24 protein-coding genes and 1 pseudogene are annotated in these 22,206 nt (G+C 42.9%); 23 read left to right on the top strand and 2 right to left on the bottom strand.

The window, feature by feature from the left end; all coding sequences use genetic code 11:
• Positions 1 to 37: 37 nt before the first annotated feature.
• Positions 38 to 988, bottom strand: coding sequence for a helix-turn-helix domain-containing protein (locus PGY05_RS15425; protein WP_270476262.1), 951 nt, complete (start codon positions 986 to 988; stop codon positions 38 to 40).
• Positions 989 to 1,197: 209 nt separating this feature from the next.
• Here PGY05_RS15425 and PGY05_RS15420 point away from each other — a divergent pair, with 209 nt between their 5' ends.
• From PGY05_RS15420 to PGY05_RS15395, 6 genes and pseudogenes are all read left to right on the top strand, one after another.
• Entirely contained in the window at positions 1,198 to 1,941 is a 744-nt protein-coding gene (locus tag PGY05_RS15420; protein WP_270476261.1) for a TraX family protein, read from the top strand.
• 55 nt (positions 1,942 to 1,996) lie between these two features.
• The gene (locus tag PGY05_RS15415; protein ID WP_270476269.1) at positions 1,997 to 3,031 is read left to right on the top strand and encodes an alcohol dehydrogenase; all 1,035 of its coding nucleotides are present in this window, start codon (positions 1,997 to 1,999) and stop codon (positions 3,029 to 3,031) included.
• 74 nt (positions 3,032 to 3,105) lie between these two features.
• Complete coding sequence (locus PGY05_RS15410; protein ID WP_270476259.1) at positions 3,106 to 3,228, top strand: hypothetical protein; 123 nt, start codon at positions 3,106 to 3,108, stop codon at positions 3,226 to 3,228.
• Positions 3,229 to 3,352: 124 nt separating this feature from the next.
• Positions 3,353 to 4,231: a LysR family transcriptional regulator gene (locus tag PGY05_RS15405; RefSeq protein WP_270476257.1), complete on the top strand. Its 879-nt coding sequence runs from the start codon at positions 3,353 to 3,355 to the stop codon at positions 4,229 to 4,231.
• A gap of 126 nt (positions 4,232 to 4,357) precedes the next feature.
• Entirely contained in the window at positions 4,358 to 4,828 is a 471-nt protein-coding gene (locus PGY05_RS15400; protein ID WP_025577056.1) for a flavodoxin, read from the top strand.
• Between the two features lie 28 nt (positions 4,829 to 4,856).
• Positions 4,857 to 5,354 (top strand): annotated as a pseudogene (locus tag PGY05_RS15395) (carboxymuconolactone decarboxylase family protein); the annotation flags it as partial.
• 308 nt (positions 5,355 to 5,662) lie between these two features.
• Here PGY05_RS15395 and PGY05_RS15390 read toward each other — a convergent pair.
• Complete coding sequence (locus PGY05_RS15390; protein WP_117657590.1) at positions 5,663 to 5,899, bottom strand: helix-turn-helix domain-containing protein; 237 nt, start codon at positions 5,897 to 5,899, stop codon at positions 5,663 to 5,665.
• A 187-nt stretch (positions 5,900 to 6,086) separates the two neighbouring features.
• On the opposite strand from PGY05_RS15390, the gene PGY05_RS15385 reads away from it, so the two are divergent.
• The 17 genes from PGY05_RS15385 (at position 6,087) to PGY05_RS15305 (ending at position 22,206) form a co-directional block, all read left to right on the top strand.
• The gene (locus PGY05_RS15385; protein WP_226969491.1) at positions 6,087 to 6,413 is read left to right on the top strand and encodes a hypothetical protein; all 327 of its coding nucleotides are present in this window, start codon (positions 6,087 to 6,089) and stop codon (positions 6,411 to 6,413) included.
• Positions 6,414 to 6,450: 37 nt separating this feature from the next.
• Positions 6,451 to 6,789, top strand: coding sequence for a DUF5720 family protein (locus PGY05_RS15380; RefSeq protein WP_181973735.1), 339 nt, complete (start codon positions 6,451 to 6,453; stop codon positions 6,787 to 6,789).
• A 190-nt stretch (positions 6,790 to 6,979) separates the two neighbouring features.
• On the top strand, positions 6,980 to 7,888 hold the full coding sequence (locus PGY05_RS15375; RefSeq protein WP_181973736.1) for a ParM/StbA family protein: 909 nt from the start codon (positions 6,980 to 6,982) through the stop codon (positions 7,886 to 7,888).
• A complete protein-coding gene (locus PGY05_RS15370) occupies positions 7,885 to 8,175 on the top strand; it encodes a plasmid segregation centromere-binding protein ParR (RefSeq protein ID WP_117657591.1) in 291 nt (96 codons plus the stop codon). The genes PGY05_RS15375 and PGY05_RS15370 overlap by 4 nt, the downstream gene beginning before the upstream one ends.
• Positions 8,176 to 8,329: 154 nt before the next feature.
• The gene (locus PGY05_RS15365; RefSeq protein ID WP_117657592.1) at positions 8,330 to 8,848 is read left to right on the top strand and encodes a hypothetical protein; all 519 of its coding nucleotides are present in this window, start codon (positions 8,330 to 8,332) and stop codon (positions 8,846 to 8,848) included.
• A gap of 71 nt (positions 8,849 to 8,919) precedes the next feature.
• Positions 8,920 to 10,209, top strand: a complete 1,290-nt coding sequence (gene dcm, locus PGY05_RS15360; protein ID WP_024852695.1) for a DNA (cytosine-5-)-methyltransferase — start codon at positions 8,920 to 8,922, stop codon at positions 10,207 to 10,209.
• Positions 10,210 to 10,217: 8 nt separating this feature from the next.
• Positions 10,218 to 11,180, top strand: a complete 963-nt coding sequence (locus PGY05_RS15355) for an amidoligase family protein (RefSeq protein WP_055155833.1) — start codon at positions 10,218 to 10,220, stop codon at positions 11,178 to 11,180.
• Positions 11,177 to 11,668 (top strand): gamma-glutamylcyclotransferase family protein, encoded by a 492-nt coding sequence (locus tag PGY05_RS15350; RefSeq protein ID WP_329753537.1) that lies wholly within the window; start codon positions 11,177 to 11,179, stop codon positions 11,666 to 11,668. Before PGY05_RS15355 ends, PGY05_RS15350 begins: the two co-directional genes overlap by 4 nt.
• Before the next feature lie 73 nt (positions 11,669 to 11,741).
• On the top strand, positions 11,742 to 16,112 hold the full coding sequence (locus PGY05_RS15345; protein ID WP_117657593.1) for a SpaA isopeptide-forming pilin-related protein: 4,371 nt from the start codon (positions 11,742 to 11,744) through the stop codon (positions 16,110 to 16,112).
• Positions 16,113 to 16,200: 88 nt separating this feature from the next.
• Positions 16,201 to 17,361 (top strand): methionine adenosyltransferase, encoded by a 1,161-nt coding sequence (metK, locus tag PGY05_RS15340; protein ID WP_181973737.1) that lies wholly within the window; start codon positions 16,201 to 16,203, stop codon positions 17,359 to 17,361.
• Entirely contained in the window at positions 17,361 to 18,338 is a 978-nt protein-coding gene (locus PGY05_RS15335; RefSeq protein ID WP_004614519.1) for a DUF3991 and TOPRIM domain-containing protein, read from the top strand. The genes metK and PGY05_RS15335 overlap by 1 nt, the downstream gene beginning before the upstream one ends.
• A gap of 6 nt (positions 18,339 to 18,344) precedes the next feature.
• On the top strand, positions 18,345 to 19,091 hold the full coding sequence (locus PGY05_RS15330) for a hypothetical protein (protein ID WP_117657595.1): 747 nt from the start codon (positions 18,345 to 18,347) through the stop codon (positions 19,089 to 19,091).
• A gap of 20 nt (positions 19,092 to 19,111) precedes the next feature.
• A complete protein-coding gene (locus tag PGY05_RS15325; RefSeq protein ID WP_330412442.1) occupies positions 19,112 to 19,915 on the top strand; it encodes a DNA-methyltransferase in 804 nt (267 codons plus the stop codon).
• 81 nt (positions 19,916 to 19,996) lie between these two features.
• Positions 19,997 to 20,320, top strand: a complete 324-nt coding sequence (locus PGY05_RS15320; RefSeq protein ID WP_015513330.1) for a DUF7768 domain-containing protein — start codon at positions 19,997 to 19,999, stop codon at positions 20,318 to 20,320.
• A gap of 138 nt (positions 20,321 to 20,458) precedes the next feature.
• The gene (locus PGY05_RS15315) at positions 20,459 to 20,629 is read left to right on the top strand and encodes a DUF3789 domain-containing protein (RefSeq protein WP_171054422.1); all 171 of its coding nucleotides are present in this window, start codon (positions 20,459 to 20,461) and stop codon (positions 20,627 to 20,629) included.
• Entirely contained in the window at positions 20,608 to 20,916 is a 309-nt protein-coding gene (locus PGY05_RS15310; protein WP_006426981.1) for a plasmid mobilization protein, read from the top strand. Before PGY05_RS15315 ends, PGY05_RS15310 begins: the two co-directional genes overlap by 22 nt.
• Before the next feature lie 6 nt (positions 20,917 to 20,922).
• Positions 20,923 to 22,206 carry a relaxase/mobilization nuclease domain-containing protein gene (locus PGY05_RS15305; protein ID WP_117657597.1) on the top strand — a complete coding sequence of 428 codons (1,284 nt, stop codon included), beginning with the start codon at positions 20,923 to 20,925 and terminating at the stop codon, positions 22,204 to 22,206.

Raw genomic sequence — 22,206 nt, 5'->3', positions numbered from 1 at the left:
AGGAATCGTCAATCTAAACCCTCAAAAAGACATCCCCTCAAAAACTTTGATTACCCCCAAATTGGAAGGAAAGATAATATACATAATCATTTTCCACACCAACGATTCCTTTTTCCATTTCCGTGATAGGAATCCCTGACAGCCCGTCTTTTCCATAGATTAGAGCCATTAATCCCTGTTCAGAGTCTGAAGGGATAGCAGTCTTGCCTTCTATTGTCGAAGCTGAATGAATCTGAATCGGAATCTCCCCTTTTATCTGGCTTGCACTTCTGCCATAATATTCTCTGTTTTCTATATTTTCTAAAATAGGAAAATCCGTAGAATATTTTGCATAATCATCTGCTACAATTAATTTTACCTTAAAAGATTCAAAATCCGGCACAACAGCAATGACGCCTCTGGAAGGGGAATCGATTCCGTCATAGTCCAAATCAGCCACTTTACTTTTACTGATCAGTGTCCCAGACTGATATTCAGATACATAAATGGTGAGTGTTTTAAATTCATCTTTTGTAAAATAATGAAAAAGATATGCGCCGTTTGTTCCGGATAATAATTCTGCTGTTTTCATCTCAGTACTTGTCTGATCAACTGCGGTAATATAATTTTTTGGCTGTATCAGTTTGTGAAAGAATAAAGTGCCAAGGATCGCAGAGACAGTTACTGCAAAAACAGTTACTACAGCAAGAATTGTTTTTAAATTTTTTTGTTTCTTTTTACTCTCTTTTGTAATCTGAATAAGATTGCTGTCTGATTTTTCAATTACATTTTCAGCACCGATATCTTCACCTGCAAGAAATTCATTAATGCTGATTCTAAGTATGCTACACAATTCCATATAAATTGACACGTCCGGCAGGCATATGCCTCGTTCCCATTTAGAAACCGATTTGTCACTCATATTCAGTTTTTCTGCCAATTGCTTCTGCGTCAGTCCAAGAGCTTTTCTTTTTTCTGCAATATATTTTCCGATTTTGATTAAATCCATATAATTCACTCCCTTCTGTTTAATCTAAGCATAATATAAATTATAAGAAATGAACACCCCTTATGAGTAGAATGCGTTGAGTATTTGAGTTCTGGCTGAATTAGTGATAGATTAGGACGCAAGAGTTGATTGACGTTGGATAATGCTCCATAATATAATGAAAAGAATAAAAGGCAGATATCTATGCCTGGATAGATGGAGAAGAACCTATGGAGAAAAAAAGAGGAATTGATTCGTTTACACTACATATTCTGGCAATGCTGTTTATGTTATGTGATCATTTGTGGGCGACACTATTTCCAGCACAGGAATGGCTGACATGCGTAGGAAGACTTGCTTTTCCGATTTTCGCATTTATGATCGCAGAAGGATGCTATTATACTTCGAATGTGAAAAAATACATGCTGCGTCTTTTTCTATTTGCCATAATTTCAGAAATACCATTTAACCTGATTATGGGAAGTTCTGTATTTTACCCGTTTCATCAAAATGTACTATGGACCTTTTTATTAGGGGTGTTATCGATACAGATCATTGAAAAGGCAAAGAAGAAACAAAAGAAATGGATATCGTTTTTTGTGGTTTGCCTCGTGCTTTTGATGGATTTTCTGCTTGGAACCATAACCATGGTAGATTACAATGCTGCAGGAATACTGACGGTAATGCTTTTTTATTTTTTTCGCAAGAAAACATGGATTTCTTTTGCGGCACAGCTTGTCGGACTGTATTATTTGAATGTAGTTATGCTGGGGAATCTGTATTATCCGGTAACGATTCTGGGACATCATTTTGAGATTGCACAGCAGAGCTTTGCACTGCTGGCACTGATTCCAATCTGGTTATATCATGGAGAGCAGGGGTACCATAGCAAGTGGTTCAAGTATTTCTGTTATGCGTTTTATCCGGTGCACCTTCTTATCTTGGTTGTTATTTGGCAATGGCGTATTCGGTAATAGATCAGCAGCGGAAATTCTGGATAAATTATTATAGAAAGTGATGGGGAAAAGAATGCAGACTTATACTTATGTTTCAAAAGGAAAATTTGAATTAATGGAAAAGCCAAAGCCTGTGCTGATGCATGAAAGAGATGCCATTGTAAAGGTGACACTTGCCAGCATTTGTTCCAGTGACCTGCACATTAAGCATGGAAGCGTTCCACGGGCAGTGCCGGGGATTACAGTCGGTCATGAGATGGTTGGAATTGTGGAAGAAGTCGGAACTGCTGTGAAGAATGTGAAGCCAGGAGACCGGGTGACGGTAAATGTAGAAACTTTTTGTGGAGAATGTTTTTTCTGCAAGAAAGGTTATGTGAATAACTGTACCGATGAAAATGGCGGCTGGGCTCTTGGATGCCGTATCGATGGCGGTCAGGCAGAATATGTCCGCGTACCATTTGCAGATCAGGGGCTGAATAAGATTCCGGATAAAGTTACGGACAGACAGGCGTTATTTGTAGGAGATGTACTTGCCACCGGTTACTGGGCAGCACATATTTCCGAGATCACTGAGGATGACACGGTGCTGATCATTGGAGCCGGTCCTACAGGTATCTGTACCTTACTGTCTGTTATGCTGAAAAATCCGAAGCGGATCATCATGTGTGAAAAAGACGAAAAGCGTATGCACTTTATCAGGGAACATTATCCGGAAGTTCTTACAGTTTCGCCGGAAGAATGTTTTGATTTTGTTCAGGCAAACAGCGAGCATGGTGGAGCGGATGTTGTTCTTGAAGTTGCAGGAGCAGAATCTACTTTCCGTCTTGCATGGGAATGCGCAAGGCCAAATGCAATCGTGACGGTGGTGGCACTTTACGATAAAGCCCAGACGTTACCTCTGCCGGATATGTATGGAAAGAATCTGACTTTTAAAACAGGAGGAGTAGACGGTTGTGATTGTGAAGAAACGCTGAGACTGATCGCGGAAGGTAAGATCAATACGGAACCACTGATCACACACACCTATCCACTTAGCAGAATCGAAGAAGCCTATGAACTTTTTGAAAATAAGAGGAACGGCGTGATCAAGGTGGCGGTAGAATGTTAAATATAATAGAAATAAAAGATGCCACAGAGTAAGATTTTAATGAAAGCGGTTGAATTTGATATATCAGAAATAGAATGAAAATTCATGTAGAAGACTTGATGTTATATCATTCAGCACCATCAAAGCTTTCGGAAGCAACGTTGTATTCACAGAACGCACCGATGAATCATGAAATGAACGATACAGCAAAGAAGTAGTATAATTTACTTCTTGATATAATTGATTTGTGTGCGATTTATTATTAAAGGTAAAGATATAGATGATGTCTGGGACGCAATATGATAGAATGGTTACAAGAAAAATTTGTAGGAATATAAAGATATGGAATTAAGATTATTACGCTATTTTTTAACAGTAGCAAAAGAACAGAGCTTTACAAAAGCAGCAGAACAATTGCATATTACCCAGCCAACGCTATCCAGACAAATGGCGGCATTTGAAGAGGACCTGGGAATAACATTATTTATTCGAAACGGGAAGAAAATATCGCTTACTGATGAAGGAATTTTATTAAAAAGGCGTGCCCTGGAGATCCTTAATCTTGAGGAAAGAACGCTTGAGGAACTGAAAGGAAAAGAAGAGGTTGTAGAGGGCACGATAACCATTGGATGCGGTGAATTTGCAGCGGTTGAGACATTGGCGGAGATATGTAAAACATATAAAGAAAAATACCCGCTGGTTCAGATTGTATTGCATACTGCAACAGCAGATGCAGTGTATGAGATGATGAACAAAGGACTTGTAGATATTGCATTATTCATGGAGCCGGTGGACACCGAAGGGCTGGATTATATCCGGATCACAGATTGCGATCACTGGTGTGTCGGAATGCGGCCGGATGATCCACTGGCAGAAAAAGAGTTTATAAAAAAAGAAGATCTTATTGGAAAGCCCTTGATCCTGCCGGAAAGAATGAACGTTCAAAGTGAACTTGCCAACTGGTTTGGGAAAGACTTTTCAAAATTACAGATTGCTTTTACGAGTAATCTTGGAACGAATGCCGGAGTTATGGCGGCAAATGGACTGGGGTATCCAATTTCAATTGAGGGTGCTGCAAAGTATTGGCGAGAGGATATTCTTGTACAGCGAAGAATTTCTCCTGAAATCACAACCAGTACGGTGATTGCCTGGCGACGGAATATCCCATATTCTTTGGCAGTCCGTAAAATGATCGAGGAGATTAATGCTTTTCAGGCATAAAACAAAATTCAATATAAGCATTAGACATAATGAAGCGATAGAGCTTAAAATAGATGTGTAAGATGAATGTAAATCTTATATATCTATTTTTTTGTGAAAAATACGTATAGAAAGGGGCTTTTTATTATGAGTAAAAAATTAGTAGCATTTTTCAGTGCAAGCGGAACAACAAAAAAAGTAGCACAGATGATCGCAGAGGAAGCAAAAGCGGATTTGTTTGAGATTGAGCCGAAAGTTCCATATACAAAGCTTGATCTTGACTGGATGAATAAAAAATCCAGAAGCAGTGTGGAAATGAGTGATAAAAAATATAGACCGGCGATTATGAAAAAAGAGATGGATATGAGTTCTTATGACGAGATCCTTCTGGGATTCCCAATCTGGTGGTATGTGGCTCCGACAATCATCAATACATTTTTAGAAGCTTACGATTTCAGTGGTAAAAAGATTGTGCTTTTTGCAACATCCGGAGGAAGTGGATTTGGGAACACTGTGAAAGAATTGCAGTCATCTGCATCAGACGCAGTTATTACAGAAGGCAGACTGTTAAATTGTGGAACGAAACAGGAAATCACTGAATGGGTAAACTCTTTATAAATAACAGCGTTATGGAGGTATACAGAATATGGGAAAAATAGTACAGACAGCAGGGAGAAATACACTTGGTGAATTCGCACCGGAATTTGCACATTTTAACGATGATGTACTTTTCGGCGAAAACTGGAATAATCAGGACATCGACGTAAAAACAAGAAGCATTATTACAGTGGTTGCTCTGATGGCTTCCGGAATTACGGATTCTTCTTTAAGATATCATCTTCAAAATGCAAAAAATCATGGTGTGACACAAAAAGAGATTGCTGCAGTGATCACACATGCCGCATTCTATGCAGGTTGGCCAAAAGCATGGGCTGTTTTCAATCTTGCAAAGGAAGTGTGGGAAACAGGCGAAGGAGATTTGCCATACGAAGAGGAAGCGATGCGGGCGCATGCAAAAGAGATGGTATTTCCAATCGGTGCACCAAACGATGGTTTTGCACAGTATTTTTCCGGCAGAAGTTTTCTTGCACCGATCTCTACTTCTCAGGTTGGAATTTTCAATGTGACATTTGAACCAGGATGCAGTAAACTGGATTATGTAGCATAAGAGTGTATAGCGTGTCTGTTGTCTGATTTTTGTCATATATAAGTACAGGATACACAAAGAATAGAAAAGAATGTGTATTCAGTTAGATAAGAAATAGATAGCTGGTATGAGAGAATGAGGAGTCTTTCATACCAGCTTTTTAAAGGAATAAATGGATAAAGTATACAAGCCTATAAAGGTATATTTGATAAGAAAAAAGAACTGGTTTATATTCGATAAGAACGATATAGACTAGTTCTTTTTTAAGAGATTATTATATACACAGGGAGTAGGTGAATGTCGAGTTACAGCAGACCATCAAAGAATGCATTGATATCTGTATGAAAGATCTTTGCCAGAGCGACTAACTCAGACACTTTGATGTTCATGCGGTTTGTTTCCAGTTTGGCATAAGTGCTTTTGGATATGACAATATCCATGAGATTCAATTTTGCAATGACCTGGTCTTGCGTTAGATTATTTTTGTATCTAAGAGATTGAATATTTTTACCGATATCCATATCTGGTCTGATTTTCTGCATAATACGTTCTCCTTAAAAAATAAAAGTTTCGTTATTTGGAAACATATATATTGATTCTAATGAGTTAAAAATTTATAATGTTTCGTAATAAAGAATTATTTCTGAAAGGGGACAATCTATGACCGAAAGTGAGAAAGAAAAAAAGATTTTCTTGAGTTACTGTGGCAGCAGGGATCAGGAGTTATTGATGGGCAGAAAAAAGATGACATTGGGGGATATGGAGAGATTTTCATTTTTAACAGAATTCTTTGGCTTGGAAAGTTATGGAATAAATCTATGGAAAGAGTTTGGCGATGATGTGGAAGAACCATTGGATGCGCTGATCAAGTTATTAGATGAATGGGAATATGAAAACGATACGTGGATCGATGATGATGGAAGATTAGAAAGATGGCTGGTTGAATTTCAAAAGCATGCGCCAACGAAAGAGAAAAGAGAGAAGCTCCGAAAAATGATTGATTTAAAATATAAGAAGAGAGGATTACCATATCCAACAGAGGCAGACTTCGATTAAGGGGTCTGCTTTTCTTTCGCTATTTTTGAAGGAGGTGATGCAGGTGGAGGTAAGTATCCATGAACTTTTAGCGGCGGCAAGGGAGGCGGTGAAATCAGATTATATCAAAGGCGAAAGCATTTTATGTGAAACCAGATATCATCCGGATACCCATTACATGGTAGAAATAGAGCTGTTAAAAATAGATAACACGCTGGGGAAAAAAGGAGCTTATATCCGGAAATTTTTGACGGAAGATGAGTATTCTGCCATGTTACAAAAGCAGGAAGAACATCTCATAAAAATAAAAAGACAGGCCATTGTTCAAAAAGGAACATTGCGATATATCCCTCTCCCGGAAAGGCTGGACAGCCGCCGGGAGAGGGATATTTTTTAACCGGCTGGGAAAGAACAGGGAGTGTTCCTCAAGCAACAGCGGTATGAGAACTCCAGAGTTTCCGCAGGTTTTGGGGTGTGGAAACTTAGAAAAGTGTTCAAAACAGGCACTTTTGCAACGATCCGTTGCAGCAGAAAAAGGGTTCTTGGCTTTATGCCAGACGAAAAAATGAAAGAAGGATGTGATTGTGATGATAGTAGGAATTGATCATGGGTATTATGCGATTAAGACAAAACATGTGTCTTTTCCCAGTGGCATTATCAAGTATGATTATGAGCCGTATACGATGCAGAATGTTCTGCAGTATCGGGGAAAGTATTATGTCTGCGGTACAGGGAGACAGACGCTGGTAAAAAATAAAACGTCCAATGATAATTATTATCTGCTGACGTTGGCTGCGATTGCAGAAGAAATCAAGAACCGGAAAGCGGAACGAAAGACGGAAGTCATTCTGGCTGTTGGACTGCCTTTGTCCAGCTTTGGAAGGGAGAAACAGGGATTTAAGGAGTATCTGTTGCGGAAAGAACAGCCAGTGCGCTTTTTATATGAAAGTGAATGGTATGAAATACAGATCGAAGATGTGAAACTGTTCCCACAGGGTTACTCTGCCCTAGCTCTGCATCCAGAGTACCTGAAGAATGAACCATCTGTTCTTCTGGTGGATGTTGGTGGCTGGACGGTTGATCTGATGAGACTGGATAATGGTGTTCCGAATGCGGCAACCTGCAGGAGTCTGGAACTGGGTGTGATCCGGTGTATTGACGAGACGGCAGAACAGGTGCGGAGAAATACCGGACTGTCTGTAACGGAAACACAGATCGAACGTGTGCTTCGTGGGGAAACCTGCAGCATGGCAGAAGATGCAAGAGTTGTCATACAGGAAAACGGACGGAAATACATCGAAAGAATCTTGTCTGCGGTAACGGAATCCGGGTTTGATCTCAGGGCAGTGCCGAGCGTATTTATGGGTGGAGGTTCTGCGATTTTAAAACGCCACGTGACCGCACAGGACGCGATTTGCCGCCCTGTTTTTATCGAGGACGTCCATGCGAACGCTGCCGGGTATGAACGGATTGTAGAGCAGATGTGGGCGAAATGACACGTCCGGTATATTCGTTCCGTCCAAACCTGAAAAATCCGGAACACCAGAAAGCATGGGAGAAATTCCAGAGCGTTTCGGAAGGACAGAAAAACCAGTACCTTGTTCAGGCGATTCTGGAAAAAGAGGACCGGAAGTGGATGGAAGAGGTCATCCAAAAGACGATCAAAGAAAGTGTTCGGGAATTAAACATTTGTGGCGGTGCGGAACAAAATGGAACAAATCCACTGGCTGAGGATATCCCGGATCAGATGATGGATTTCCTATCTCAGATGGAAAATATGTAAAGGGGGTGAGGACTATGATTGTGCGATACATACATTGTTGGATCTGCTAGGGGCAGGAGCAAAACAGCATCGATATCTTTGGTAGGTATTGTGAATAGCTTTCCATGCATCTTTGGAGTATGTTGTGTGTAGCGAAACGGAAAGGAGAAACGCTATGACAGAGATGAAGAACATATGCGGAAAGATCCCGAAGGACTTACACGAAAAAGTAAGAGAAGAGATTGAACTGACAGAAAGCAGCACACAGAAATTTATACAGCAGGTCATCGAAGAACATTTTGAAAGACTTGCAGGAAAAGGAGAAATGAGCATGGGAACAGCAAGAACAATCGCAGTACAGGTATCAGAGGAATTATTCCAGAGATTAAAAACAGTCATCGCAAAAAAAGGCATGAAACAGAAAGACTTCTTAATTCAGATCATCGAAGAGGCACTGGAAAAGGCAGAGGCCGAATGGCAGAACAAAGACAGCATGGAAGAAACGGAACCTGTAACCGGAGAATCTGGAACAGAAGAGACTCAACCGGACGAGGAAACCGAACCGGAAGGAGAAAACGAACCGAGCGAGGAAAGCGAACCGGACGAGGAAGCCGAACTGAAAGAAGAAAGTGAACCGGACGAGGAAACTCAACCGGAAGAAGAAACCAAAGCAGAAGAACCAACAGAATGGTAACAAACAGATACAGAGAAACCAACAGGCGGTATGAGAAAGATCATGCCGCCTGTTTTTATCAGCAAAGGAGGTTGATAACCGCAACCATTCAATTTTTTGATCTCTTTAGTGGAATCGGCGGATTCCGAGAAGGCTTAAGACGTGCAGGGGGATTTACCTGTGTCGGACACTGCGAGGTGGATACTTATGCGGATAAGAACTACCGATTGCTGTTTGACACAGAAGGGGAGTGGTATTGTAGTGATGCACGAACAATTGAACCAGAACGAATGCCGGATTTTGATCTGCTCTGTGCAGGATTTCCTTGCCAGGCATTCTCTATCGCCGGAAAGCGGGAAGGATTTGCAGATGCAAGAGGAACCCTCTTTTTCGAGATTGCCCGGCTTCTTAAAGCTAAAAGACCCCAGTATTTTATCCTTGAAAATGTTCCCGGTCTGCTTTCGCATGACAAGGGGCGGACATTTTGCACCATCCTCAGTACGCTTTCGCAACTGGGGTACCATGTCGAATGGAAAGTGCTTAACAGCAAGGATTTCGGAGTCCCCCAAGCAAGGAAACGGGTGTATATTGTCGGATATCTTGATTTCAGATGTGCCGGAAAAATATTACCTGAACCAGAAACAAATGGAGCAGCTCTTATTCAAATCCGGGCAGGAAGTCAGGGGAAAAGAGTCTACAGTCCCAAAGGACTAAGCTGTACCCTGACATCACAGGCAGGTGGAATGGGCGGCAAGACAGGATTATATGATGTAGGTGTTCCAATCAAAGAGAATACAAAGCTCGGCTACAAACTTGCAAGAGAAGGGGACAGCATCGATCTGGGTTATGCGAATCTCAACAGCAGGAGAGGAAGAGTCGGACACCAGATCGCACATACCCTGACAACAGGTGTTCAACAGGGAACGCTGCACTTTGTCGATCTTTCACCTCCGCCGGTGGTAACGGAAGAATGCAGAAGCCTGAATACCAGACAATGCGGTGTCCACAAATACAAAGGAGAATGTTCTGGTGTATTAGCAGAGGATGGAGCAAGAGCAGTCTTAACACCAGCAAAAGAGAATGTCCGGCAGAACGGCAGACGCATGAAGGAACCGGAAGAACCAATGTTCACGATTACTGCAACAGATCGTCATGGCATCTTGTATCACGGAAGAATACGCAGGCTGGTTCCAAGAGAATGTCTGCGTCTGCAGGGATATTATGACTGGCAGATCGATAAGATCATAGACTGCACATCGGATGCGCAGCTATATAAACAGGCTGGGAACGGGGTAACTGTTACGGTGATCGAAGCAATCGGAGCATTACTGCGAAAGGCAGATGCGGAGCGAAAAGAACTGGAACTGTCTGAGAAAGGATAGTGTCGGTGATGATTGGAATTCAGGATCAGTACTTTGGTACGGAAATCGAGATGACAGGGATCACCAGACAACGGGCTGCCGAAGTTGTAGCAGAACTGTTCGGGACAGAAGCCGTTTATGAAGGTGCGTATTACGGAATATGGTCAGCGAGAGATCGGGAAGGAAAAAAGTGGAAGTTCATGTCTGACGGAAGCATTGATACACAAAGAAAATCAGGTGGTCGAATCGTATCAGCAGATAGAGAATATTCAACAGAGATGGTATCACCGAAATTATCCTATGATGAGATGGGAAAATTACAGGAAGTTGTACGCTGTCTGCGGAGACATGGAGGTTTTGTCAATGAGTCCTGTGGTCAGCATGTTCATGTAGATGCGGCGAACCATACACCGCAGAGTCTGAAAAATGCGCTGACCATTATGTACGCAAAGGAAGATATCCTGTTCAAAGCACTGAAAGTACAGGAAAGAAGAGAGTACAGCTATTGTCAGAAGGTGCGTCCGGAGGTATTGGAAAAAATCCGAAAAATGCCAAACAAATCCATTACGATGGACCGGGTAAGAAATGTCTGGTATGGAGGCAGGGATGGAAGTCATAATCATTATGACAGTACCCGGTATTATGCGTTAAACCTCCATGCTGTATTTTCCAAAGGGACATTGGAGTGGCGCTGTTTTGAAAGTACCCTTCATGCAGGAAAAGTGAGGGCAAACATTACACTGGCACTTGCGATTTCCGCACAGGCGATCAATCAGAGATCCACCCAGATGAAAAAGACACCGATCTCAGAAAACCCGGCGTTTACATTCCGAACGTTTTTGTTGCGGCTCGGATTAATCGGAGAAGAATATAAAAATGTGCGGAAACATCTGCTGGCAAATCTGGAAGGTGATCTGGCATGGAGATATGACAAAAGCACGTATGAGTGTCTGAAGAAAAAGCAAAGGACGGATGACGTCAGATCGAGGTGAGAAAAATAGAAGAGAGATATTATTTTGCATATGGCAGTAACATGAACCTGGGGCAGATGAGATTCCGCTGTCCGGATGCGGAAGTGGTTGGAAATGTCCGGCTGGAAGATTACCGGCTGGCATTTCGTGGCAGAGCTCCGGGAAATGGCGTTGCAACTGTGCTTCCGGAAAAAGGAAGCTGTGTGGATGGAGTTTTATGGAGGATCACAGAAGCTTGTGAAAAGAATCTGGATTTTTATGAAGGATTTCCAAATTTTTATGGGAAAGAAACCATTCAGGTAAAGGATCAGGCTGGAGCTTTAAGGGAAGTATTCGTATACACGATGAACTCCCCTCATAAGGATGTTCCGGCAAGACCATCGAAATTTTATCTGGATGGAATTCTGGAAGGATGTCTGGAAAATGATTTGCCGACAAAGGCAGTGATGGATGCAGTAAAACGCACCAGACAGGAAATGAAAAAAGCAGAAAAGCAATATACAAGATAAATGTTACCGCAGAGGGAGAGCCTTCTGCGGTATTTTACTGAACAATGTATTTATTATCAGAAAGGAAACACACATGAAGGTGAAGAATTTAAAAACCAGAATCGCAGCCTTTGGACTGGCTGTCCTGATGGGCGTCAGTACCTTAAGCAGTGCCAATGCGTTCGCTGCCGAGCAGACGGATGTGGGGCAGGAGGTACAGGCATCCGAACAGGCGGTTACGAGTCAGAAAGAACAGGCAGTTACGGCAGACGATATTACGAAAGAGATTTCGGATGAAACATTTGCAGTGGAAACCAGTATGGAAGGAATCCATTATGATGCAGAAAAAGAGGATGTTACGCTTATCAGCATCCAAGATGAAAATGGTGGGGAATACCATCCGGACAAAGCCGGAACTTACATTGCCTCTTACATGGTTGTACCAAAGGATCAGAGTGACAGCTATACCATCAGCCGAAAGGTGATCCTGACGGATACGGAAGGTCAGGCACATGCACAGGACAATGGTGGAGAAAAGCAAAAATCAGATACAAAATCTGAAGATGATTCGGACTCGCCTGTGCAGAACTATACTGATGTAGAGATCGAGGCATCCGGGGAAGAGGCATCTGCACAGGCAATCGAAGAACTCAAAGAAGATATTGAAGAAGGGAATGTCATGGTACTGTCTGCGGCTGAAAGAGCCACAAGCAGCGGTTCCACAGTTACATTGACAAAGGGGCGAACCATTTATTATCCAAGCTATCTTGGAAATTATCTTACTTGCCTGTTCACAGTCAATGGAAAGATCGCATACTGTCTCCAGTCCCAGAAAGCATCCCCACCGAGTGGAAGTTATGTGGCACAGGTACTGGACAGCAATAAAAATTTGCAGAAAGTTCTTTATTATGGTTATGGCGGGGCAGGAGATCTGACAGGAAGTTATCTGGCTGGAAAAACGGAAGATGAAAAGTATGTGTATACACACATTGCAGCCAGCTACGCTTATGCAGGAGAAGCCGGATTTACCGGATGTAATTATAATGACCTTGTAAATGCAGGGGTGATCGCATATATCAATTACCTGTTCGGACAGGAAGAACCGCCAAAAGGGGAACTGAGCCTTTCCAGTACGAAACTGAATGCAGTAAGAGATGGAAATCTTCAGAAAACACCGAATATCACACTGTCTGGAGATCACAGAAACTATGTGACACTCAGTATGCCGGAAAATGTGACTGCACATAATCTTTCTAAAGGAACAAGTGTGACAAATGGAAAGATCCAGATTTATGGCGGCGATACCTTTTATCTGTCGACAGATCTGTTGCTGACAGGCAGTTATGCTTCCGGCAACTTATACGGTTCTGTCGGAAAGACATGGAGAACGCTGGTACTGACGACCGGAGATTCCAAACAGGATATCGGTGTATTCGAAAGCGAAACAGCAGCTCCGGTAAGCTTCAGCGTACAGTGGCTGAACATGACACGTATTGAGTTGACGAAGAAAGATATCAATACACAGAACCCACTATCTGGAGCAGTTTACGGTATTTACACCGATAAGAAGTGCGAAAATCTGCTGATGACGATGACTGCAACCGGAACAGACGGAAAAGCAGTCAGTGATTATTTTGATGCCGCACTTAAAACTGTGTATGTAAAAGAGGTTACTGCTCCGACAGGGTACAAACTGAATACAGAAGTATATAAAGTAGATGTTGCAGCCGGAAAGACATTGACTGTAACAGCAACCGATGAGAGAGTCACCGGAAGGGTAAAAATCGCAAAGATCGATAAAGAAACACTTGCATTTAAGGCACAGGGGGACAGTGTTCTTCGTGGTGCGGTGTATGGTCTGTATGCCAAAGAGGACATCGTGCATCCGGATGGAACAACAGGAGTTCTGTATAAACAGGACAGCCTGATCGCGCAGGGAGTCATCGGTGATGATGGAACACTGGAGTTCTCAGAATTATATCTTGGAGAAATGTATGTAAAAGAGATCACTCCGCCGGAAGGATATACACTGGATACTACAAGATATGAGGTATCCGTAACCTATGAGGGACAAGATGTTGCAGAAGTGACAAGAGACCTTACGGTAAAAGAACAGGTGAAAAAACAGGCATTCCAGTTGATCAAGATCAGTGAAGATGGAGAGCAGACAGAAACAGACCTGGTCGCAGGCGCAGGATTTCAGGTATATCTGATCAGCAGCCTGTCACAGGTGAAAAATGGAAAGCTGAAACCGGCCAATGGAGAAAGCTACACGGCAAGTGATTTTAAAAATTATGATTTCAGTAACGAGCAGGTGGCAGTCACCTATGAGAATGGAACAGCTGTACCAGTGCCGGAACTGATCACGGATACAAAAGGATATGCAGTCAGCCCGGAACTGCCTTATGGAAGTTATGTCGTAGTAGAAAGCACGACACCGGAGAATCTGAAGACCATCGATCCATTTGTGGTAAATGTGGAAGATGACAACAGAGAACCTATGCAGTGGCGAGTGTTTGATGACCGTCCGTTTGAGTTCCTGTTAAAAATCGTGAAGAAAGATGCACAGACTGGAAATACGGTTTTAAAGGCAGGGACATCTTATAAGATTTACGATGTGACAAATAAGAAATATGTGGAACAGGTTGTTCAGTATCCGAAGAAAGAAAAGATCAGTGTATTCGAAACAAACGAGGAAGGATATCTGATCACACCGCAGGAACTGAAGTGCTCTACCTACCGAATCGAAGAAGTGAAAGCACCGGAAGGATTTGTAAGACAGGGAAGCGAAGAGTCCCTGTATGATGGAACAACGATTATTTCACCATTAGAGCAGACTACAAAAGGAACATATAAAGAAAATCCACAGAGCGGTATTGTAATTACAGTATCCTCAAACACTGCACATCAGATTGATCCAGATACAGGAGCAGCGATTGTAGAGGTAGAACAGAAAAACGATGAACAGGTGGGAAGCCTGCTCCTGACGAAAAAAGGAGAACAGCTTACCGAAGTAACCGGAGATTCTGTTCTGGAAAAAGTAAAGACGCTTGTGTCAAAGGTAAAAAATGCGGTATCCGGGAAAGAAGAAACAGGTATCTATAAAGATTTTAAATATGAAGAAACCGGAGTAGAAGGTGCCCAGTTTGAAGTATATGCCAAAGATACCATTTATTCACCGGACGGAGCAAAGGACGAAGAAGGAAATCCAGTTGTCCGTTATGAGAAAGATGACCTGGTAGCCAAACTGACTACAGATGAAAATGGAACAGCAGTTATCTACAATCTGCCACTGGGAACGTATTATCTGAAAGAGGTTGTAGCAGGAGAGAATTTTGTCCTGAATACAGAACAGAAAGAATTTACCCTGACAGCAGAGGATGATACACAGGCAGTCGTTTATGAAGGCGTTACCTATAAAAATGAAAGACAGAAAGTTTCTGTATCAGTAGAAAAGAAAGATTCTGTCACAGGCGAAAAGCTGGAAGGTGTTATTTTTGGACTGTATGCTGCGGAAGATATTCTTTCTAATCAGGGAGAGGTTCTTGTAGAGAAAGATACCCTGCTGGAAAAGAAAGCAACGGATGCAAAGGGAACACTTACTTTCGACAGCAATCTTCCACATGGAAAATACTATGTCAAAGAGGAAGTCAGAAAAGCCGGATATCTTCCAAATGAGGAAGTATGGAATGTAGACGCAACCTATGAAAATCAGAATCTTGCAAAGATTGAACTGAACAAAGAAGTTGAGAATCAGCCGACAGAAACACGTATTACCAAAACAGATGCAACAACCGGAAATGAGCTGGAAGGAGCAAAACTGCAGGTGATCGACAAAGACGGAAATGTCGTGGAAGAATGGACCAGTACCAAAGAAGATCATGTGATTTATGGTCTGCCGGAAGGAACTTATACTTTGCATGAAGAACTGGCTCCTTATGAAGACGGCTATGTGTCTGCCAGCGATGTGACCTTTGAAGTCAAAGAAGATGGAAGTGTGACAAAGGTTGAAATGAAAGACGAATATTCCAAAGTGGAAATTTCCAAAACAGACATTAGCACAGGGAAAGAACTGGAAGGGGCAAAGCTTCAGGTGATCGACAAAGACGGAACTGTTCTGGAAGAGTGGATTACGGATGGAAAGCCACATTCCGTTGCAAAGCTCCCGGTCAATGAAGAACTTACTCTGCGTGAGATCACAGCACCGGATGGGTATGAGATTGCCGAAGATGTTACATTTACATTGAAAGATACGATGGAAGTGCAGAAAGTAGAAATGAAAGATGCCAGAACACCGGAGAAAACAACAGAAAAAACAAATGCACCAAAAACAGGTGATAACCAGAAAGTATGGCCGTTTGTTCTGCTTGTACTGGCATCTGCCGGAACAGCTACAGGAGTGACTGTATACCGCAGAAAGAAGTCAAAAATGACAGACAACAAAGAAGAAACAGAAGAAAAATAAAATAAGAATTACAGGATAAACCAATCTGACAGGGCAGGAGATGTGCATAAAGCAGCTTCTGCCCTGTCTGTATATAAGGAGAAGAATGATGAGACGTTTTTATACAGCAGAATCAGTAACAGAAGGACACCCAGACAAAGTATGCGATCAGATAGCAGATGCAATCTTAGATGAATGTCTGCGTTACGATTCATCTTCGAGAGTGGCGTGTGAAGTCCTTGCTACAAGAGGAAATGTGTTTGTAGCAGGAGAAATCACCAGCGGATATGAGCCGCCAGTGTTTGATGTGATCCGAAAAGTTTTAGAAGAGTGTGGATATTGTACAGATGGGATAGAGATGGATACGTTTGTACACCAGCAGAGTCCAGATATTGCGAAAGCAGTAAGTGTGTCAAAAGAATTTCGGGATAATATCGGCGCAAAGATAAGAGACAGAAGCAGGGGAGCTGGAGATCAGGGTGTTATGGTCGGATATGCGTGTGATGATACTCCGCAGCTTATGCCAATGCCGACTGTTCTGGCACACCGGATCACACGTGAACTTTCGGCTTGCAGAAGAAGCGGATATATCAAAGATATCTTTTCTGATGGAAAAGCACAGGTAACCGTAGAATATGAAGATGGAAAACCAGTGAGACTGGAAAGTGTTGTTGTTTCCTGCCAGCATGGTGCAGAAAAGAACCTGAAGAAGTTAGATGCCGAGATCAGAGAGAAAGTGCTTCGCTCAGCACTCAGATTACTGCCGCCGGATGAGGATACGAAGATTCTGATCAATCCGTCAGGAAAATTTGTGTGCGGAGGATTTGATGCAGATACCGGACTGACCGGAAGAAAGCTGATGGTGGATACTTATGGCAGTATGGTTCCGCATGGCGGCGGTGCATTTTCGGGAAAAGACTGTTCGAAAGTAGACCGTTCGGCAGCTTATATGGCAAGGTATATCGCCAAAAATATAGTAGCTGCTGAGTTTGCAAGCAAGTGTCAGGTGTCTTTGGCTTATGCAATCGGAGTAGCAGAGCCGGTTATGATTGAGGTAGACACCTTTGGTACAGGAAAAGTGTGTGCGGATGATTGTCTGGCGGCAGCAATCCCACTGGTGTTTGGAGTGACACCCGTTCAGATCATGGAATCCCTTCGACTGAATCGTCCGATTTTCCGTCAGACGGCAGTTTTTGGTCATTTTGGAAGAAAGGAGTTTCCTTGGGAGCGGACGGATAAGGTACTGGCTCTTCAGGATGCAATTCTGTAATGCCCTGGGTAACGGAAGAAGAGATTCAGGCAGCAAAAAATATGACTGCGTATGAGTATTTGCGAACGCATCAGGCACAGCGACTGCAAAAGACAAGGACCAGAAATGAATGGCAGTTGACGGATCATGACAGTTTTAAAATCAATGAACTGTCCAGCAAATGGCATTGGAAATCCAGAGATATCGGTGGCGTGTCCGCACTGCGGTTCCTGATTGAAGTAGATGGAATGAAATTTACAGATGCCGTAAAACTGTTGTGCGAAGAGAGTCCGTCTTTTATTCCGACACAGGCTGTGGAAAGGGAAAAACTGCCATTTAAGTTGCCGGAGAGGTATTGTAATTGCAGACGAATCAGGGCTTATTTAAACCACAGAGGAATCAGCGATGAAGTGATCACATATTGTATTTCACATGAAATCCTTTATGAAAGTGTCCCGTACCATAACGCTGTTTTTGTTGGGAAAGATGAATCCAGAAAAGCAAGATATGCATTCCTGCGAGGAATCTATGAAAAAAACGGGAAGGGATTCAAGATGGAGCAGACCGGGAGTGAAAAAAAGTACAGCTTTTGCATTCCACCTGAAAGAGAAACAAAGCGAGTTGCCGTATATGAAGCGTGTATTGATGCATTGGCACACATGACACTGGAAGAGGGAAATAGGGATAAATATCGTCTTTCCCTTGGGGGAATCGCTGCTCCGAAAGAAAACGCACAGATACAGAGTGAACGTTTTAAAAAGCCGCCGGACGCACTGGAAGAATTTCTGAAGAATCATCCGGAAATCAAAGAAATTGAAATCTGTACCGATAATGACTTTGCAGGGAGATGGGCGAAAGAACAGATGAAAAAGCATTACGAGGGAACGTATCAGATTATTTGCAATCTGCCGGAAAAAGAAGGGGCAGATTATGCAGACCTTGCGAAAGAAAAAAAGCAGGCAAATAAATGCAGGGACAGACCATTAGAAAGAAGGTGATAGAGAATGGAAGAAAAAGGAACGATACACATACATCTGTTGACAGAGCTGACTGGAAATCTTTATTCAGAAGAATCCGAATGGGAAGAAGATTGGTCGGAGAGTGATGAATATGGAATGCCGTTAGATGGAACAGAACTTGCCGATTATGAAGAAGTCATCCGAGAAGAACTGAAACGCTATGGGGAAGATGATCTCATGCAGTATTTTGACGGAAGTGAGTCCATTCAGGGAAAGATACAAAGTGCAGTTGTTACGATAGAAAACAAAGACGGAATCCTGTACGGATGTACCAAACTGGAATTAAATGAATTTTTAAGTCAGGAAGAACTACAGGAATTCACCGAATACATTACAGGACAGTACAGTGACGGTTGGGGTGAAGGATTTGAGCAGAGGGATATAAAGGTAGATGGAGGAACGCTGAATGTGCATTTTTGGCATCCGGATATGGAACAGCCGAAAATGTATGAAAAGAAAACAGAGCAGATTCCGACAAAGCCTGAGAAACAACGTCCCAAGTTACAGCTCCTTGGACATAATGGGAATATTTTTTCCATTATGGGCGATGCCTCAACTCTTTTGAAAAAGAATAAACAGACAGCAGAAGCAAAAGAAATGTGTAAAAGGGTATCGGAAAGTGGGGACTATTACAAAGCACTTTTGATTATCAGCGAATATGTAGAAACTGAGTTGAGTCCGCCGTCCCAAAAAAATAAAAAGACAAAGAAGAAAAATCAGCCGGAACGCTGAGAAAAGAAAGGATGATGCCTATGACAAATGACCTGAGTTTGGAAGAACTTATGAAAGAGGGAACATACCCAGAGGAATATGCCGAAGGGGAAAACTGGAGAATATTACATGGAGATACATTAAAACTGGTCAAAGCATTCCAGCCAGGAATCTTTGATGCAGTCATTACCGATCCACCGTATGCGTCCGGTGGAACAAAGCAGAATGAAAGAAATCGTACTACAAACCAGAAATACAGCAGTATGAGTGCTGCGAATGCACTTCCGGATTTCGATGGAGATAATAAAGACCAGAGATCTTGGACACACTGGATGGCTGAGTGGCTTTATGATGTGCGGAAAGCCTGTAAGAAAGGTGCTCCGATCTGCCTGTTCATTGACTGGCGTCAGTATCCATCGATTACCGATGCATTGCAGTGGGCAGGATGGATCTGGAGAGGAACAGCGGTGTGGGATAAGGGAAACTCCCGTCCACAGAAAGGCCGTTTCCGCCAGCAGGCTGAATACATTGTGTGGGGTAGTAACGGACCGATGCCGATCAACCGTCCGGTATCTTGTCTGCCGGGTGTTTTCCGATATGGAAATCCGCAAAACCGGATTCATGTGACAGAGAAACCATTGCAGCTTATGAAAGATGTCATTCAGATTTGCGAACCGGGAGGTCTGATCCTGGACCCGTTTGCCGGAGCAGGAACGACTGTCCTTGCAGCGGTTGTGACAGGTTATCGTGCAGTGGGAATTGAGGTAACAGATGCCTACTACAAACTGGGAAGTGACAGAGTGAGAATTGCATTAGAAGCAGAGCAGAAAGAGGATGAAAAGTAGTCGGGATGTCCAATAGGACATCTTGTTTTTATAGAGAAAAAGCAGTGGCATCCAACTGGATGCAGGAAGGAGATGGAGCGTATGGAACAGGCGCTGGCTTATGTGTGCTGTTCAGCAGAAGAAAGCCGGGTAAAAGTGCAGAAATATTGCAGAAAAATCTATGAACTTGGGTATGTACCAATCTGTCCGAGATTTGTATTCTCACCATTCTTGGAAGAGTCCGATGCAGAAGATATGCAGGGATATGGAAGAATGTCCCATATTCTTTTGCGGAGATGCCGGATGGTAGTTGTATGTGGGAAAGAAGTGACAGGAACAATGAATACCGAAATCAGTATGGCAGACAGACTCCATATCATTTGTACGACACTTGATGGACTGGTACAGATAAAAGAATCAAAATAAATCAGAATCGAGTTAATCCGGTGCTACAGAAACTGGTGGTACTCGTTTTGCAAGCATAGCGTTTGGATATCCAAACGCACTTTGGGGAGAACCCCAATCCCCCGAATACAAAATGAACATGGAAAGGAAGGATAAGCTATGTTAAGAGACGGAGTCATGATTATGATCGCATTGATGTTTGGAGGTTGTTTCGGAGTCGTGGTGACCTGTTGCATGGTGACTGCGAAACGGTCGGATCAGGAGCTTGGCGATATGATGAAAGAGAAAAGAGAAGGGACGGTGATGCAATGCGAAAACGAAACCATGTGATCCCGGTGCGGTTAAATGCAAGGGAGCTCAGGGAATTGGAGGAACAGGTGGAAAAAAGCGGACTGAGCCGGGAAGAGTTTATGCGTTCGCTGATCTTAGGAGCACAGGTACACGCAAAACCCTGTGAGCATCACCCGGAACTGCTTAGGAAGATAGCGGGTCTGTGCAATAATGCGAACCAGCTTGCCCATGTTGCGAACGCTTCGGGAATGGCAAGTGAGCAGAGTGTGCAGGAAATGCTCCGGCTTACCAAAGAGATATGGCATCTGGTAAAGGAAGAGTGGTAATGACAGATGGCTTATACAAGTGTTATCCCCGTCCACCGCCTGGACCGTTCTATCGAATATGTGAAAGACAAAGAAAAAACCACACAGAAAGCAGACTCTTTGGAGGCTGCCATTGATTATGCCATGAACCGGACAAAGACGGAACAGGCGGTCTTCGAAGATACCATCGGATGTACCAATGAAAATGCGTATGCAGATATGGTGGCAACAAAAAAGAGATTCCATAAGACGGGCGGTGTGGAAGGATACCATTTGGTACAGAGTTTTGCAGAAGGTGAGGTGACACCGGAACTGGCACATCTCATCGGACAGGAACTGGCAGACCGGCTCTTAAAGGGACAGTATGAAGTTGTTATCACAACGCATCTGAATACCAGACATTATCATAACCACATTGTCTGGAACTCTGTGAGCATGGCAGACGGGCGTAAGTACCACAGCAACGCAAAGAGTTATTATACGGAGATCCGGAAGATTTCCGATGAGCTGTGCAGAAAATATGGTCTGTCTATCATTGAATCCGACCAGAAAAAATCAATCCCTTATGTACAGTGGAAAGCAGAGCAGGAAGGGAAACCGACATGGAGAAGTGCGATCCGTCTGGATATCAGGGAGTCTGTACAGGAAAGCTACTCCTGGTCACAATTCTTAAAAGAAATGGAAAAGCGTGGATACACATGGAAACTGAACCGGAAATATATCGCTTTAAAGGCTCCGGGAATGGAACGGTACATCCGGCTACGATCTCTTGGAAAAAATTATTCCGAAGAGGAGATCCGTGGACAGATCTTACAGCCAAAAGTAAAACGCATCTATCAAAAGCCGGTGCAGATTCATCCAAAGAGGAAACTGACCGGGATACAGGCATTATATTATTCCTATTTATATCAGATGGGAGTACTGCCAAAAAGACCGAGAAGAAGTCCGTATGCCGTCAGAGAGGATATCCGGAAACTGGATCAGAGGATCGAACAGATTGAGTTTTTAATGAAACATGACATTACGACCAGAGAACAGCTTGCCACATACCGTGAGCCGTTACAAAAGCAGATTTCAGAACTGATGAAGGAACGCAGAAAGCTCTATCGGAATGACAGTGAAGACAGTGGAAAAGTACGGCTGTCCGAAATCAATGAGGAATTAAAAAATCTCCGAAAAGAAGTCCGTATGACCATCCGGATTGAAAAGCATTCATTGGAAATCGAAGAAAGACTTCGAAAGGCAGAAGAACAAAACCAGAATGAGAAACGTGTGGAACACAAAGAAAAAGAGAGTCAGGAGGTGAGATAA

It is taken from the genome of Coprococcus sp. AF51-11b1 (genome assembly GCF_027682785.1).
Lineage (GTDB): Bacteria > Bacillota > Clostridia > Lachnospirales > Lachnospiraceae > Allocoprococcus > Allocoprococcus comes.
Note: the sequence above shows the minus strand (reverse complement) of the source record. Positions and strands in the feature narration are given on the sequence as shown.